The following is a 14116-nucleotide window of genomic DNA, read 5'->3' as shown; positions in this document are numbered from 1 at the left end:
TCCGACCGGCGTCCTGGGGAGGTGCTCGGCGGGCGGCTCCCCAAGACGGGCACGTGGTGGACGGTCTATCCGAACCAGACGAGGTCCAGGACCGACAGGCGTCCGGCCTCCCGGTTGACCCGGTAGACGACGCTGAGCCGGCCGATCGAAGCGGACCGGACGTCCTCCCCCGCAGGGTCGCCCGCATCCCACTGCGGCCAACCCCAAGGAGTTCGGGCGGCGATGTCCAGGACGTCACGAGCCATCTCGCGGGCGTGGGCGGGCAGCCCGGCCAGCACCTTCGCGGCCTGCGGGGAGAGCCGGGCCGGCCATGGCGCACCGATCATGGTCGGGCTCCGATGACGTCTTCGAGCGCGACGTGGTCGGAGTCGTCCATGCCGGACGCGACGAAGGCGTCGACGGCCGGGGCCGAGTCGAGCCGGCTCCGCCAGGCGCGGACGACATCGTGCAGCGGGGTGAGGGTGTAGCTGTGGCGGGAGTCCTCGAGGGCTTTGGCCCAGTCCCGTTCGAAGGCCGGCTCCCACCGCCGCGCACGGCGGTCGGCGCGGATCCGGGCGAGGAGTTGGGCGGCCGCGGCCGGTGGGGGCGGGGGGACGGACACGTACTCGGGCTGTGCGCTCACGGTTCCTCCAGCGGTCTCTTCGCCACGGTACGCGGCCGACCGGTCAAAGGAAGTGGGCATCCGGGGATCCGCCGGCCGACGGTGTCCTCAAGGGCCTGGATCACACGCGCGGTCGGCAGACGAGGGCAGTTGCATGGCGCGGAGCATCGCCTCCGTCGCGGCTTCGCGGCAGTCGTCCTCGGTCATGCCGACCCGGGCGACTTCGGATACCCCGTGGACGGCGCTGACCGGGAGGTGGTCGACGTGGACGACATGGACGGAGAAGTCGAGGTCGGTGGCACGGCGACGACAAGAAGGGTTGGTCGTCATCGTCGTCGTCGTGGCCGCCGTACCCGTGGTCGTCGTCCCAGCCGCCGACGTGGACGTGGGTGACCGGGTGTGCGGGAGCCGCCGCGGAGGCCGTGCCCGCCGCGCCGGGTGCGGCGCCGTCCGCCATCAGGACCCCGAGGGCGGACGGCGCGAAGAGTCGGGGCGGAGGCTACGACGACGGCGACTGCCGCCCGCACCACACCGGGCACGGGTCGCCCCGGTCGCCGGATCCCGGATCCGGCGACCGGCGGCGCGCCGGGGTGCGGGCGCGCACACCCCGTGGCCACGGTCCGCGAGTGGCACCCGACCTGTGGCGTGATCGTAGGCAAGGATGATCGTCGGGGCCCGCGAGGCCATGGCGGGACGCACCAGTTCTCATGGCCAGGTCCGGCGACGGGCCGTACGAGAGACGGTGACATCGGCATGACCCGCGACCAGCAGCTCGCCGAGGCCTTCGTCGGCCTGGGCGACAACCTCGCCGACGACGTCGACCCGCTGACCCTGCTGGACCGGCTCGTCCGGAACTGCGTGGCCCTGACCCCGGTCGACGCCGCTGCCGTGATACTCGCCAACGTACGGGGGCGGTTGCGCGCGGCGGCCGTCACCGACGACGGGGCCGAGGCGACCGAACTCTTCCACTTGCATCCGGCCCAGGGGCCGTGCGCCGACAGCTTCCGTCTGGGAGCGGCCGTGCACGCGCCCGATCTCGACGCCGACGCCGACGCATGGCCGGACGTGGCGCCGCTGGCCCGGAGGGCCGGATATCGGGGAGCCCACGGACTCCCGTTGCGCGTCCGGGACCAGAAGGTCGGCGCGTTGCACCTGCTGACGCGCGACACCACGGCGCTGACCGAATCGGACGTCGCGCTCCTCCAGGCCATGGCCGACGTCACGATCAAGGCGGTGGCGGCCTGGCGGGCCAATCCGCCGCGCCCGGCCGACGTCGTCGCCAACACGCAGGCCGCGCTCGCCACGAAGGCCGCCGTCGACACCGCGGCCGTGATGCTCGCCGCCGCCGGTTCCCTCGCCCCGCACGAGGCGCGCCAGGCCCTGCACACCTACAGCGTCCGCCGGGGCCAGCGCGCCGGCCGGGTGGCGCACGCGTTGATCCTGCGCGATCTGGATCCGCACGCCGTCGTCGCCGACACGTAGCCGGGGACCTCGGGGCGGCACCGCGGAGAACGGAACTCTCCGCGGCGCCGCCCCGGTCGGGGTCAGCGGCGCTCGGGCAGGTCCGCCTCGGCCGCCGGAGTCATCGCGAGACCGCGCGCCTTGGCGGCGGGGGCGGTGGCGGGCTTTCCGCAGAACGCGGCTTCGAGCGTACCGCCCAGCGCGGTGTTGGCGGCGCCCCTGTTCGAGGTGTTCGCCATCGCGGAGAGGCTGCGGCTGCCGTCACGGGTGGTGAAGGCGTAGGTGTAGAAGCCCTGCACGGTGCCGGTGTGGCCGTACACGGACGTCCCGCAGGTGAGGTCGTAGCGGCGCAGGCCCAGCCCGTAGAAGCGGGTGTTGGTGGTGTCGGTCGGCGTCATGGTGATCATGGTGTCCAGCAGCGGCGCTGGCACCAGCTTGCCGCGCAGCAGGGCGGACATGAAGGTGCTCAGGTCGGCCTGGTTCGAGATCATCGCGCCGGCGGTCTGTGCCCAGGACACCGTCTGCTCGGTGGAGTCGACCAGCGGAGCCCCCTCCTGGTCCGGGTGCAGGTAGCCGTGTGCGTGGGCGCCCTTGATCACCGTGGAGGGGTGGACGTACGAGGTGTTGCGCAGCTTGAGCGGCTTGATGATGCGGCGCTCGTACTCCTTGGCCACCGACTGACCGGTGGCCTTCTCGATGAGCATCCCGACCACGACGAAGTTCGTGTTCGAGTACTTGTACGAGACGCCTGGTTCGGTCGTCCTGGGCTCGGCGAGGGAGAGGCCGACCAGCTCCTTGTACCCGAACACCTTGTTCCGGACGGCCTCGAAGCCCGGAACGGTGTTCGCGAACATGACGTTCGTGTAGTCCGACAACCCGCTGCGGTGCGTGAGCAGGTGACGCACCGTGATCCGGTCGTCGGGGAGCAGCCCCGGGAGGTGGCGGTTGACCGGGTCGTCCAGGCCGATCTTGCCCTCGTTCACCAGTTGGAGGAGCACGACGGTGGAGAACGTCTTGGTGACGCTGCCGATCCGGAAGCGGGCAGCCGGGTCCATGGCCGCCCCGGTGGTCCGGTCCTGGACGCCCGCCACCCGATTCACCACGCCGGCCGGCCCGGTGAAGCGGGCCATCGCGCCGGGAGCCCCGGCGGTCAGGGTGTTGCTCAACACCTGGTCCAGGCCCGCCAGATCGGGTGCCGGCGGCTGCGCCGCGGGGCGCGTCGCCGGGGCGGCCGGTGCCGGCTGGGCCGCGTGGGCGGTGGCCGCGGGCGCCAGGCCCGCCACGACGGCAAGCAGGGCGGCACTGATGGTCAGGCGTCGTTCAAGGGGCAGGCGCACGGGTTCCTCGACTCGTTCGTGATGGGAATGCGGGCATGCGGGCATGCGAAGGCGCACGTGCCGTGGGAGGGGGTCAACCTCCCTTGGCGGCAATGGCCCTGAGCCTACGAAAGATCTTGACTGGAGACAGCCACGAGAGGCGCCACGACCTCGGGCTCGGGCGACGATTTCCGGCCATGCGTGGGCGTCATTCCCCAGCGCCCCCCACTCGGCCCGGCTTCCGCTTCGGACCGTTCGAGGGCGGTGCAGCCCTGTACGGGCACGGCGCGAAGGGCGCCAGTCGGACTGCTCCGTATGGATTCACTTTTCGCCCCGTTCGGCCTCACATGCCCGAGTCATGATCATCATCCTGCCTTGAAATCGTTCTGATGCTGCCATCCGGCCGTGGGTGAAATTGGAGGGCTGCATGACGACGTCATCGACACACGGTGGGCGAGGACGACGCCGGAACAAGGTGTGGAGCCTGGTCGGCGGTGCGGTGGTCGGAACCGCGCTCGTGGCCGCCGCGGCGCCCGCGCCCGTCGGCGCGCGTCACGGCGCCGACGCCCCCGACGCCTCCCTCGCGCTGCTGGTCGGCCGGATCCTCGACACCGGCGAGAGCGACGGGGGCGACGAGGACGGGGACGAACGCTGCGTGGGCGAGGCGTTCCGGGCGGGCCCGTGCGGCGCATTGCAGCACCAGCGAGTCCTGGCCACGGCGCGCGGGGCCGGTTCGGTGGTACGCGAATCGACGGCACCGGGTTCGGGCGCCGGGGCGAAGGCGCTCGCGTTGCCCACGGATGCGGGCGGCCCGCTGGAGATCTCCCTCGCCGAACCGGGCCGGTTGACGCACGTGACCGTCCGGGACGGGCACGGCCGTCATGTCGGTGGCGCGCTCGGCGCGGTGGACCACCGCTGGACCAACACCGAGCCGCTGCGGGCGGGCGAGCACTACACCGTGCGCGTGGCCGCGCAGGACGCCGCCGGCACCCCGGTCGGGGTCACCATGGCGTTCCGGACCGCGCCGCCGCGTGAACACGACAGGCTGACGGTCGAGTTCGGCCCTCGATCGGGAACGTACGGAGCGGGCCAGATCGTGACGGCCTCATTGAGCCATCCCGTCCCGGCGGCGGACCGGACGGCCAGGGCCCGTCTCGAAGGGGCGCTCCAGGTCACCTCGGAGCCCGCCGTCGAGGGCTCCTGGCACTGGGTCGACGACTCGACCCTGCACTACCGGCCGCGCGGCTACTGGCCCGCCCACACCGAGGTGCGCGTGCACAGCGGTCTCGACGGGGTCGAGATCGGCGAGCTGCACGGCGGCCCGTCGGAGCCCACGCTCCTCACCATCGGGGAACGCGTCGAGGCGGTGACCGACTCCGCCGCCCACCGGATGACGGTCCGTCGCAACGGCCGGGTCCTGCGCTCGATCCCGGTCACCACCGGGAAGGCCGGGTTCCTGACCCGCAGTGGCGTCAAGGTGGTGTTGGGCAAGGAGGCCAAGGTGCGGATGCGTGGGGACACGGTCGGCATCCAGCGCGGCACGACCGAGTTCTACGACCTGCCCGTGCTCTACGCGACCCGGGTGACCTGGAGCGGCGAGTACGTGCACGCCGCCCCGTGGTCGGTGGAGGCGCAGGGCGAGGAGAACGTCAGCCACGGCTGCACGGGGATGAGCACGGCCGATGCCGCCTGGTTCTTCGACCTGGTACGGGAGGGGGACGTCGTGGAGGTGGTGAACAGCGGCGGCGAACCGATGACGCCGTTCGACAACGGCTTCGGCGACTGGAACCTGGACTGGTCGGCCTGGCGGGCCGGCAGCGCGCTGGCCGCGGCGACCGGACCCTCGCTGGGGCCCGCCGTGCCGCGCGCCTCGGCGGTGGCCCACGCCCCGTCCCGGTTGCGCCCCCTCACCTGAGGGAGGGGTGTGCGTGCCCTGGGACGTCGCGACCGGCCTTGCTGCTCAGGTCGGTTCGGGGAGCAGGAACAGCGAGTCCTGGTAGCACCAGGCCCAGGTCTCGCCCCGCTCGAACGAGCGCGCCAGCGCGTGGTCCGTGGTGTCGGCGTGCCCCCAGGCGTGCCGGCCCGGGGAGCTGTCGCAGCAGCCGACGTGGCCGCAGATCAGACACTTCCGCAGGTGTACCCATGTGCCGCCGGCCGCCAGGCACTCCTCGCAGCCGCGGACGGCCGCGGGCGGTTCCTCGTCGGGCGCCTGGTCGAGATGTGCGCAGCTCGTCTCTTCGACGCGCCCGGCGTCGGGGGCGACGATCCATCCGGTCATCGGGACTCCTCCGGTGTACGAGTTCTGGGGCGGGTCCTGGGGCGGGTCCTGGGGCGCGGGCCCTGACGTCAACCGTCGTCCGCTGCCGGTCGCCCCGACGGTCCGGGCGGCGGTGGGGCCATCGCCCACCTGACGGATCCGATCAGGGCCTGTCCGGAGAGTCGTACGAGGCCACCGCGCACGCCGCCCCGCGCCCCGGACAGCCCCAGCAGTCCGGCGGCCCACGGCGGCAACAGGGCGACCGCGTTCGCGGCGAGCACGGCATAGGGTCCGCGGGCCGCCCCGGGCAGCGGCGGATGACGCAGGATGAACCGCGCCGCCTCCCGGGCCTGGGGGGTGGCACGGAGTTCCGGTCGGTACTGCGCGAGCAGGCGGGCCAGCTCCGCCCGGCTCCGGGGCGGGTCCGGTACCCCGAGCGCGCGGGCCACCCGGGCGGTGTCCGTGAGGTACGCGTCGCAGCCGGCGGGGTCGAGGGGATGCGCGCCGAAGCGCTGGTGGGCGCGGAGGAAGCTGTCGACCTCCGCCGCGTGGACCCAGCCCAGCAGGTGCGGGTCGGCCGCGTGGTAGGCCTGACCGTCGGACGTCCGGCCGCGGACCCTCTCGTGTACGGCCCGTACCCGGTCGACCGCCTGCTGCGCGTCCTCGGCGGTGCCGTAGGTGGTCACCGCGAGGAAGGTGCTGGTGCGTTGGAGCCGACCCCACGGGTCGCCGCGAAATCCGGAGTGCGCCGCGACGGCGGCCATCGCCGATGGGTGGAGCGACTGGAGCAGGAGGGCGCTGAGGCCGCCGACGAACATCGCGGCGTCCCCGTGCACGGTGCGGATGGGGCGCTCGGGCCCGAACCAACGGGGTCCGGGGGCACCGTGGATGCGGGCGCGGTTCGCCCGGCCCTCGGGCCCGGCCACGCGGGCGAACAGGGCGGCGCCGAGTCGCTCCCGCGGACCGCGACCCGACGGCGGGGGCTGGTTCATGACGCCATCCTCCTCCGCGGGAGCCGGCCCCACCAGGTGCGGGGCCGGTCATGGGCCCTCACCTGGCCCTCGGCGGTGTCCCCCGCCGGACCCGACACCGCACCTCGGCCCGCACGGGACGCGGCGCGAGGAAGGCCCGGGCCTCGGCGAGGACCATGTCGACGTGGGGAGCGACCAGCTCTGCGGGGCGTGCGGTGTCCGCCAGGGTGAGGGCGATCCGCAGCACGGGGTCGGCCGGGCGGCCGGTGACCCGTACACGGGCCCGCACCACGCCGGGCAGGGTGCGCAGCCGCTCCCCCACGGCGTCCCCCAGCGCTCTCGCGGCCAGGTCGGCGCCCGCGTGCCGGAGCGGGAGCCGGCGCGGGGTTCCCGTCCGGGCCTGCCGCACGAGGAGCACGGCCGACAGCAGGGCGGTGACCGTGAGCACGGCGAGGACCGCAGCCGTCCACCAGCCCGCGTCGCGCCATGCGTCGAGGGCCGCCGGATCCACCCAGGTCGTACCGCTCGCGAACGTCGGCACCCCGGCCGGGAGCCGCCCGGCGACGGCGGGTTCCCCGGCCAGGGCCGCCGCTCCCCCGGCGACGAGCAGCCCACCCGCGACCGCCAGGCCGACGCGGCGGCCGGTGCTACGCGCTGCCGACATGCTCGCGCTCCTTCGGGTCGTCGGTCTCGGGGGTACCGGGTGGCCGGGGCTCCGGTCGGAAGGGTGCGGGTGGCCGCCATCCGGCCGTGGGCCGGATCCGGACGCGGCAGCGAGGCGCCCCGGCCAACCCGAGGCCGGCCACGACGGCCCTCACCGAGGCTTCGACGGCCTCCTCGACCGCGCGGCGTTCTCCGAAGGCGAAGCGCACCCGTACGCGGACGCGGCGACGGCCGGACCGGACCCGCGTGTGCACGACACCGGGCACCTCCATCACGGCCGCGCGCACCAGCCGCGCGGCCGACGCGCGGCCGAGCGTGGCCCGCACCCCACGATCCGGGACCGCCAGGGCGAGCAGCCGGCGGTGGCCGGGGGTGAGCGCCGCCAGGAGCAGCGCGGCTCCGGCGAGGACGGCCACCGCGCCCGGTACACGGCCCGCGTCCGAGGGCACACCGGGGCCGTTGGCAGTGAGCCAGGTCAGGACCCGGGTCCGCCAGGGAGCCGGGCCCTGATGCAGGAAGTGGACGGCCACGACGTCGCGGAGCAGGAGCACCGCCGTCGCGAGCACGGCGGCGGCCAAGACCGCCATGGGCAGGCGCCGTTCGGACCAGACCCGGCCCGACGCCCGCCGGGTCGGGGCACCGGGCTCCGCTCCCGCCGCGGCCGGCGCGGGGACGGGGCCGGTGAGGGACAGGGCTCCGACCCGGATCCGCGGCGCGGAGACCCGCATCCCGGTCAACTGTCCGGTGCGGTCGGCGACGTGCCGGCCGACGGCCTCGCCCCGGGCGTCGGCGGACCCCTCGTAAGGCAGCGCCACCTCGACCGACACGGACGCCTGCCCGTCGCGCACCGCCGCGCGGCCCGTGAGCACCCTGCCTCCGGTACCGATCAGGGCCTCCTTGGCGGCCTGTTCGGCGATGCGGCGCACGGCGCGCACCGCGATCTCCGTCGTGCCGCGCGCCGCGGGACCGGTCACCGGTCCCTCGTCTCACGGCGCGTCAGGAGGTCCCGTACGTCGCCTCCCCGGTCGAGGTGCCGGCCCGCGGTGAACCCCAGCGCGCCCAGGGCCGCCACGAGCAGGAAGGCGCCGAAGCCGCCGAACCAGCCGGCGAATGCCAGGGCCATGCCCACGAGGAGTCCCAGTACGTCTCTGCTCATCACTCCACCTCATCCAGCACGCACGTCACGCACGACACGACAGGGCCGGAACTCCGCCGGCGCCCGGACTCACTCGACGCGCGTCTCGCCGGCGGGGCCGGTCTCGTCGTCCTCGGGCAGGTGGATGTCGTTGACGGTCACGTTGACCTCGACGACCTCCAGGCCGGTGATGCGCTCCACGGCGGCGATCACGTTCTCCCGTACGTCGTGGGCCACTTCGGTGATCGCGACGCCGTACTCGACGACCAGGTCGAGGTCGATGGCCGTCTGCCGCTCGCCGACCTCGACCTTCACGCCGCGGCCGACGTTGGGCCGGCCGCCGGGGACCCGGTCCCGGACCGCTCCGAGCGTGCGGGAGAGACCGCCGCCCATGTCGTGGACGCCGGGAATCTCGCGCGCCGCCATGCCGGCGATCTTCACGACGACCACGTTGGCGATGGAGGTCCGGCCTCGGGTGGCGGCCGGCTCGGCGGTACCGGGTACCCCGTCGCTCAGCGTGGTGGCCGTCGGGACCGGCTTGCGGGTGCCGATGGTGGGCGCGGTCTCGGGTGCGGTGGGCCGGGCGGTCGTCTGGGTGGTCATCGTCGCTCCTCCTGGGAACAAGGCCGAACGTGTCTTCCGTACGTCCGACACGTTGGGGAGGGAGTTCGTGACGCTCTTTCCGAGGAAAGCGCGCAATTCGCGGAGATCGCGGAGATCACGGCGAGCAGGAACACGGCGGGACGAAACTGCGCGCGTCGGCCGCGTCACAAAGTGCCGCGCCGGGTGTCCAAGCGGAGACGGAAGGCGAGAGGAGCCGACACGTGCCGGCTGAACCGGAGCGAGGCGGGGTGGACGGCCACACGGTGGTCCCGATCGATGACGGGCTCCTGACGGTACGGGCCGCCGAGGGGGACGAGGAGGCGTTCGAGGCACTGGTGCACCGGTACGGGCCTCGCATGCTGCGGCTCGCCACCCGTCTGCTGGGCAGCGGTACGGAGGCGGAGGACGCCGTGCAGGAGGCATTCGTCAGCGCCTGGCGCAAGCTGCCGGAGTTCCGGAGGGAGTCGGGCTTCGGGACCTGGATCCACCGGATCGTCACCAACCGCTGTCTCAACGCGCTGCGCACCCGAAGGCCGGTCACGGACCTGGACACCGTCCCCGAACCGGCCGCCCCGGACCACCAGGCCTCCCCGGCCCGCGCCGCCGAGTCACACGCGGCCGCCGAGGCGCTGACCGGCGCGATGGCGGGCCTCTCTTCGGAGCAGCGGGTCTGCTGGGTCCTGCGGGAGGTCGAGGGGGTCCCCTACGAGACCATTGCGGACATGGTCGGCATCAGCCAGGAAGCGGTACGCGCCAGGGTGTTCCGCGCACGACGCTGTCTGACGGAGGCGATGGCCGCATGGCGATGAGTGCGAACCGGGATCCGGGCGAGGAGCGGGCCGCGGTCCACGCGAGCCCGGTCGGAGATCCCCGCGCGGGCGGGCCGACGCATCCGGACCCCGATGGCTCCGTGGAGGACCAGCTCGTCGAGGACGAGCTGGTCGAGGACGAACTGCTGCCCTGCGGTCGGGACCTGGCCGATCTGTGGGAGGAGCCCCGCTCGGGCACCGATCGCGCGCACACCTCCGTGTGCCCGCACTGCACGGCCGCCCTGGACGACCTGGCCCGGCTCCGGCAGGCCGTTCGCACGGATCCGGCGGACGGCTCGGACCCGGGTGGGTCGGAGGTGGACGCCGCCGGACTGGTCGAGCGGATCATGGGCGTCGTACGGCTGGAACTCCGGCCGGGGCGCACCCTCGCGCTGGGCGAACCGGACGAGGACGGGTGGATCTTCGAGGCCGTCGCGGCCAAGGTGCTGCGCGCGGCGGCCGACGGGGTACCCGGCGTACGGTCGGGCAGTTGCCGCATCGGGCCCGAGGCGGGTGGGCGCGGCGCGGCGGCACGGGGACCCGTCCACGTCGAGATCGAGGTGTCGGTGGGCGTGACGCGCGCGGCGCGGGAGGTCGCGGACCTCGTGCGCGCTCGGGTCCGGGAGGCGGCGGACGCGGCCCTGGGCCTGGAGGTCACCGCCGTGCACGTGCGGGTGGCCGACCTCCACGAGGAGCCGGCCCGGGAGGACGGGTCATGACCGCCGATCGGGGTGCTCCCGAGGGTGTGTCCGCGCTGATCGGCCGGGCGGTGCTCACGGTTGCGGGCGTGGCGTTCCTGCGACCGGGGCTGAGCGGGCTGCTGCGGGCGTCTGCGTCCGGCATCGCATGGCGCGGGGTCGCCCGCACCCCCGGCGCCGCGCCGGGGGTGCGGGTCGAACGCGGCGCGACCGGGCAGGTCGTGTCCGCCGAGGTCGAGGTGGTACTGCACCGGTCGTACCGCGCGGTCGACGTCACCCGCGCCGTGCGGGAAGCGGTACGGGCGGCGGTACGGGAACCGTCGACGCCGGTGCCGGTGACGGTCCGGGTCACGGTGACCGTCACCGGCATCGTCTGAGTTCAGCCCGCCAGGACGGACGGGAAGGCCTGGGCCAGTACGAGGATCAGCAGCCACGCGGAGAGCGCGGTGGCACTCAGCCCCAGGTCCCGGTCGCTCACCCGGGCTCCGGCCGGGGCAGGGACGGTCGTGGGGGTGGCGGGGCGCCCGGCCGACGGTCGGGCCGATGGGTCCGGGTGTCGCGCTGCCGGCGGGGCGCTGTGGGGGCGGTGGCGTGCCCCCGGGACCGGTCGGGGGCGTGTCGCCGCGGGCGCCGGTGTACCGCCGCCCGTCCGCGCCCCGGCTGTCGCGCCGGACGACCGGGCGCGGGGCCGACCATCGGGGCGAGTCGCGGCCCCATCGTCGTCCGGGCCGGGAGCGGGAGCGGAGTCGGGGCGGGCGGGCGCGGCCGTAGGCGCGGGGGTGGGTGGAGCGGAGGGCGCGGGGGCGTTCGCACCGGATCGGGCGGCGGGTGCGCGGTGCGTCCGGGTTTCCTGGGCCAGGCCCCTCAGGAAGCGGGCGTAGGCCTCGCGCCGCTTTCCCGTGGGTGAGGTGCGGCCGGATTCCCAGGACCGGACCGTCGCGGGGGTGACGCCGAAGGCGGAGGCCACCTGGCGGGGGGTGAGCTTCCATGCCTGGCGGAGCCGTTTGCGTTCCCCAGGGTCGGGCAGCGCGGGCGTGTGGCGGGTCGGGGACGGCCCGGGAACTGATTTCACCGATGTCATGCCCATAGGACAAACGACCCGGACGCCCGTGACGACCCGGATTGCATGATCACCCGATCTCCGTAATCGCCGCGTGGCGACGATCCATCGCATCCGATCCGGTCCCGGTCGGCGAAACACTGGATGAAGCCGCCACCAGGAGGTACCCGTGAGCAGTCGTGACCGGCAGGGCAATGTGATCGTCGTGGGGGCCGGGCTCGCCGGGCTCACCTGCGCGCTCGACCTGGCACGGGCGGGGGTGCGGGTGCGCGTGCTGGAGGCGTCCGACGGGGTCGGCGGAAGGATGCGCAGCGACCTTCGGGACGGGTTCGTGCTGGATCGCGGGTTCCAGGTGTTCAACACCGCCTACCCGCAGGTCAAGCGCCGCGTGAACCTGCGCGACCTGCGACTGCGCCCCTTCACCCCGGGAGTCCTGACCCACATGCCGGACGGCGGTCGGGTGCGGTTCGGGGATCCGACGAGGCGACCGGGCGACGCGACCGCGCTGCTGACCGGGCGACGCGTCCCGGTCCGCGGACTCGCCGGACTCGGCGCGCTGACCGCCGTGGACACCCTGGCTCCCGTTCGCGCACTGCGGACGCTTCCCGAACGTACGACCCGGCGGGAACTGGCCCGTTGGGGGGTGGGCGACGCCCTTGTCGACGCCTTCATGCGCCCGTTCCTGGCGGGCGTCTTCCTGGAGGACGATCTGGAGACGTCGAGCCGGATGTTCCACCTCACCTGGCGCAGCATGATCCGGGGAACCCTCACCCTGCCGTCGAACGGGATCGGGGCGGTGCCCGAACAGTTGGCGGCCGGCCTGCCCGAAGGCTGCCTGGAGCTGGGGGCGCGCGTTTCCGCCGTGTCCGGCGCCGGCGTGGTCCTCGCGGACGGCAGCGCGCACGAGGCAACCGGCGTCGTGGTCGCCACCGACACGGCGTGCGCGTCCGCGCTCGTACCGGCACTGGGCGAGCCCCGCGCGACGCGTACGGTCACCACCCACTACCACGCGACCCCCACCTCACCGCTGCGCGAGCCGACCCTGCTGGTCGACAGCCGGCGGCGGTTCCTCAACACGTGCGTGCTGACGGAGGTGGCTCCCGGCTACGCGGTCGACGGCCGCGCCCTGGTGTCCACCTCGGTGCTCGGCGACGACACCCCCGAGGGCCGATCGGCGTTGGTTTCCGTCCTGTCCGAGGTGTACGGGACGGACGCGACCCGGTGGCAGGCCGTGGCCGCCGTCACGGTGCCCGGCGCGCTGCCGGCGATGCCGCCGCCCTGGCCCCTCAGTCGGACCACGAGGGTCGAGGACGGGGTGTACGTGTGCGGCGACCACCGCGCGACGGGTTCCGTACAGGGGGCCATGGCCTCGGGTACACGCGCCGCCCGTGAACTCCTGGCCGATCTCGCGGCCCGCTCCTGACCCGCCGGGCACTCCGTGGGCGCGCCGCCCGTCAGGGGCGTTCGGGTCTGCGCGCGAGGAGGCAGGCGTGCGGCCTGTTGACTCCTTCTCCGGGCTCCTGCACCAGTCTTGCCGTCACGGTGTGCCCGCTCCGCCGACCGCCTCGCCCCGAGGGTTCGGCCGGCGGTGCGGGGCGCGGGCAGGACCGGGTCTACCTCCGGTGGCCGAGTGCGGACGCCACCAGCGCGGCCGAGTCGGCGACGAGCGGGTCGTCGGCAGGGGCGTCGGGGTCGTGTTTGGTCGTCAGCACCGCCAGGACGATCGGGGGACGGCCGGGCGGCCAGGCGATGCCGGCGTCGTTGTTGGTGGCGTACAGGCCGCCTCCCGTCTTGTCCGCGATCGTCCACTCCGGGGGAAGGCCGGCGCGGAACCGCTTGGAGCTGGTCGTGTTGGCCAGCATCCAGCCGGTGAGCCGTTCCCGGTCGGGGGCCGTGAGCGCGCCGCCGAGGGTGAGGCGCGCGTAGGTGTGCGCGATGGCACGGGGGGTGGTGGTGTCGGTGATCCGATCGGGCTCGGCCGAGTTGAGTTCGGGCTCCCAGCGGTCGAGCCGGGTGGTCCTGTCCCCGAGGGAGCGGCTGAACCGGGTGATGGCGGTCGGCCCGCCGAGTTCGCGCAACAGGAGGTTGGCGGCGGCGTTGTCGCTGAAGGCGATCGTCGCCGAACACAGCTCCTCGACGGTCATGCCGTTGGCGAGGTTCTCGGGCTTGGAGGTGATCGGCGTGTGGCCGGCCTCCTTGACGTCCTTCTCGGTGTAGTGGATGCGCTTGGCGAGGAACTCCCCGTGGCGGTCGAGGTCGCGCAGGACGGCTCCCGCGGCGAGCGTCTTGAACAGCGAGCACATCGGGAAGAGTTCGTCGGCCCGGTGGCTCACGGTCCGGCCGGTGGCCGTGTCGAGGGCGAACACGCCGACGCGGGCCGAGTGTTGCCGCTCCAGTTCCCCGAACCGGCTTGCCACGAGGTCGCCTTCCGGGTCCGAGGCGTACGCGGTCCCGCCCATGGGGAGGGCTGCGGTCAACGCCGCCCCGGCCCCGAGCGCGAGGATCGCGCGTCGACGCGAGCCCTGTGCCGTCGATGTGGTGT

17 protein-coding genes and 1 pseudogene are annotated in these 14116 nt (G+C 74.1%); 6 read left to right on the top strand and 12 right to left on the bottom strand.

The window, feature by feature from the left end; all coding sequences use genetic code 11:
- Positions 1 to 65 precede the first annotated feature (65 nt).
- The 3 genes from ACQEVM_RS15685 to ACQEVM_RS15675 all read right to left on the bottom strand — a co-directional run bounded on the left by ACQEVM_RS15685 (position 66) and on the right by ACQEVM_RS15675 (position 931).
- Positions 66 to 326, bottom strand: a complete 261-nt coding sequence (locus tag ACQEVM_RS15685; RefSeq protein ID WP_433079070.1) for a hypothetical protein — start codon at positions 324 to 326, stop codon at positions 66 to 68.
- A complete protein-coding gene (locus ACQEVM_RS15680; protein ID WP_433079068.1) occupies positions 323 to 622 on the bottom strand; it encodes a DUF6247 family protein in 300 nt (99 codons plus the stop codon). Before ACQEVM_RS15680 ends, ACQEVM_RS15685 begins: the two co-directional genes overlap by 4 nt.
- Positions 623 to 709: 87 nt before the next feature.
- Entirely contained in the window at positions 710 to 931 is a 222-nt protein-coding gene (locus tag ACQEVM_RS15675; protein ID WP_433079066.1) for a hypothetical protein, read from the bottom strand.
- A gap of 423 nt (positions 932 to 1354) precedes the next feature.
- Between ACQEVM_RS15675 and ACQEVM_RS15670 the strand changes: the two genes are divergently transcribed.
- Positions 1355 to 2083, top strand: coding sequence for a GAF domain-containing protein (locus ACQEVM_RS15670; protein ID WP_433079064.1), 729 nt, complete (start codon positions 1355 to 1357; stop codon positions 2081 to 2083).
- A 62-nt stretch (positions 2084 to 2145) separates the two neighbouring features.
- Here the strand turns inward: ACQEVM_RS15670 and ACQEVM_RS15665 are convergent, their stop codons facing one another.
- On the bottom strand, positions 2146 to 3393 hold the full coding sequence (locus tag ACQEVM_RS15665) for a serine hydrolase domain-containing protein (protein ID WP_433080033.1): 1248 nt from the start codon (positions 3391 to 3393) through the stop codon (positions 2146 to 2148).
- 412 nt (positions 3394 to 3805) lie between these two features.
- Between ACQEVM_RS15665 and ACQEVM_RS15660 the strand changes: the two genes are divergently transcribed.
- A complete protein-coding gene (locus tag ACQEVM_RS15660) occupies positions 3806 to 5293 on the top strand; it encodes an Ig-like domain-containing protein (RefSeq protein ID WP_433079062.1) in 1488 nt (495 codons plus the stop codon).
- 45 nt (positions 5294 to 5338) lie between these two features.
- Here the strand turns inward: ACQEVM_RS15660 and ACQEVM_RS15655 are convergent, their stop codons facing one another.
- From ACQEVM_RS15655 to ACQEVM_RS15630, 6 genes are all read right to left on the bottom strand, one after another.
- On the bottom strand, positions 5339 to 5656 hold the full coding sequence (locus ACQEVM_RS15655) for a UBP-type zinc finger domain-containing protein (RefSeq protein WP_433079060.1): 318 nt from the start codon (positions 5654 to 5656) through the stop codon (positions 5339 to 5341).
- A gap of 68 nt (positions 5657 to 5724) precedes the next feature.
- Complete coding sequence (locus ACQEVM_RS15650; protein ID WP_433079058.1) at positions 5725 to 6627, bottom strand: oxygenase MpaB family protein; 903 nt, start codon at positions 6625 to 6627, stop codon at positions 5725 to 5727.
- 58 nt (positions 6628 to 6685) lie between these two features.
- Positions 6686 to 7270, bottom strand: coding sequence for a hypothetical protein (locus ACQEVM_RS15645; protein ID WP_433079056.1), 585 nt, complete (start codon positions 7268 to 7270; stop codon positions 6686 to 6688).
- Positions 7254 to 8243, bottom strand: coding sequence for a DUF6286 domain-containing protein (locus tag ACQEVM_RS15640; RefSeq protein ID WP_433079054.1), 990 nt, complete (start codon positions 8241 to 8243; stop codon positions 7254 to 7256). Before ACQEVM_RS15640 ends, ACQEVM_RS15645 begins: the two co-directional genes overlap by 17 nt.
- The gene (locus ACQEVM_RS15635; RefSeq protein ID WP_433079052.1) at positions 8240 to 8425 is read right to left on the bottom strand and encodes a hypothetical protein; all 186 of its coding nucleotides are present in this window, start codon (positions 8423 to 8425) and stop codon (positions 8240 to 8242) included. Before ACQEVM_RS15635 ends, ACQEVM_RS15640 begins: the two co-directional genes overlap by 4 nt.
- Positions 8426 to 8494: 69 nt before the next feature.
- Positions 8495 to 9007, bottom strand: coding sequence for an Asp23/Gls24 family envelope stress response protein (locus ACQEVM_RS15630; RefSeq protein WP_433079050.1), 513 nt, complete (start codon positions 9005 to 9007; stop codon positions 8495 to 8497).
- 221 nt (positions 9008 to 9228) lie between these two features.
- On the opposite strand from ACQEVM_RS15630, the gene ACQEVM_RS15625 reads away from it, so the two are divergent.
- The 3 genes from ACQEVM_RS15625 to ACQEVM_RS15615 are packed head-to-tail and all read left to right on the top strand — an operon-like array spanning position 9229 to position 10891.
- Entirely contained in the window at positions 9229 to 9816 is a 588-nt protein-coding gene (locus tag ACQEVM_RS15625) for an RNA polymerase sigma factor (RefSeq protein ID WP_433079048.1), read from the top strand.
- On the top strand, positions 9807 to 10535 hold the full coding sequence (locus ACQEVM_RS15620) for a hypothetical protein (protein WP_433079046.1): 729 nt from the start codon (positions 9807 to 9809) through the stop codon (positions 10533 to 10535). The genes ACQEVM_RS15625 and ACQEVM_RS15620 overlap by 10 nt, the downstream gene beginning before the upstream one ends.
- Positions 10532 to 10891, top strand: a complete 360-nt coding sequence (locus ACQEVM_RS15615; protein WP_433079044.1) for an Asp23/Gls24 family envelope stress response protein — start codon at positions 10532 to 10534, stop codon at positions 10889 to 10891. The genes ACQEVM_RS15620 and ACQEVM_RS15615 overlap by 4 nt, the downstream gene beginning before the upstream one ends.
- 500 nt (positions 10892 to 11391) lie before the next feature.
- On the opposite strand, the pseudogene ACQEVM_RS15610 reads toward ACQEVM_RS15615, so the two are convergent.
- Positions 11392 to 11595, bottom strand: a pseudogene (locus tag ACQEVM_RS15610) (helix-turn-helix domain-containing protein); the annotation flags it as partial.
- 148 nt (positions 11596 to 11743) lie between these two features.
- Between ACQEVM_RS15610 and ACQEVM_RS15605 the strand changes: the two are divergent.
- Positions 11744 to 12997, top strand: coding sequence for an NAD(P)/FAD-dependent oxidoreductase (locus ACQEVM_RS15605; protein WP_433079042.1), 1254 nt, complete (start codon positions 11744 to 11746; stop codon positions 12995 to 12997).
- Positions 12998 to 13187: 190 nt separating this feature from the next.
- Here the strand turns inward: ACQEVM_RS15605 and bla are convergent, their stop codons facing one another.
- Entirely contained in the window at positions 13188 to 14033 is an 846-nt protein-coding gene (gene bla, locus ACQEVM_RS15600) for a class A beta-lactamase (RefSeq protein ID WP_433080031.1), read from the bottom strand.
- Positions 14034 to 14116 lie beyond the last annotated feature (83 nt).

The organism is Streptomyces sp. CA-243310 (assembly GCF_050936775.1).
Classification (GTDB): Bacteria; Actinomycetota; Actinomycetes; order Streptomycetales; family Streptomycetaceae; genus Streptomyces.
Note: the sequence above shows the minus strand (reverse complement) of the source record. Positions and strands in the feature narration are given on the sequence as shown.

Coding starts and splice junctions, on each gene's coding strand:
- ACQEVM_RS15685 (WP_433079070.1), bottom strand. CDS start 326: ATGATCGGTGCGCCATGGCCGGCCCGGCTCTCCCCGCAGGCCGCGAAG.
- ACQEVM_RS15675 (WP_433079066.1), bottom strand. CDS start 931: ATGACGACCAACCCTTCTTGTCGTCGCCGTGCCACCGACCTCGACTTC.
- ACQEVM_RS15670 (WP_433079064.1), top strand. CDS start 1,355: ATGACCCGCGACCAGCAGCTCGCCGAGGCCTTCGTCGGCCTGGGCGAC.
- ACQEVM_RS15660 (WP_433079062.1), top strand. CDS start 3,806: ATGACGACGTCATCGACACACGGTGGGCGAGGACGACGCCGGAACAAG.
- ACQEVM_RS15655 (WP_433079060.1), bottom strand. CDS start 5,656: ATGACCGGATGGATCGTCGCCCCCGACGCCGGGCGCGTCGAAGAGACG.
- ACQEVM_RS15650 (WP_433079058.1), bottom strand. CDS start 6,627: ATGAACCAGCCCCCGCCGTCGGGTCGCGGTCCGCGGGAGCGACTCGGC.
- ACQEVM_RS15645 (WP_433079056.1), bottom strand. CDS start 7,270: ATGTCGGCAGCGCGTAGCACCGGCCGCCGCGTCGGCCTGGCGGTCGCG.
- ACQEVM_RS15635 (WP_433079052.1), bottom strand. CDS start 8,425: ATGAGCAGAGACGTACTGGGACTCCTCGTGGGCATGGCCCTGGCATTC.
- ACQEVM_RS15630 (WP_433079050.1), bottom strand. CDS start 9,007: ATGACCACCCAGACGACCGCCCGGCCCACCGCACCCGAGACCGCGCCC.
- ACQEVM_RS15620 (WP_433079046.1), top strand. CDS start 9,807: ATGGCGATGAGTGCGAACCGGGATCCGGGCGAGGAGCGGGCCGCGGTC.
- ACQEVM_RS15615 (WP_433079044.1), top strand. CDS start 10,532: ATGACCGCCGATCGGGGTGCTCCCGAGGGTGTGTCCGCGCTGATCGGC.
- bla (WP_433080031.1), bottom strand. CDS start 14,033: ATGGGCGGGACCGCGTACGCCTCGGACCCGGAAGGCGACCTCGTGGCA.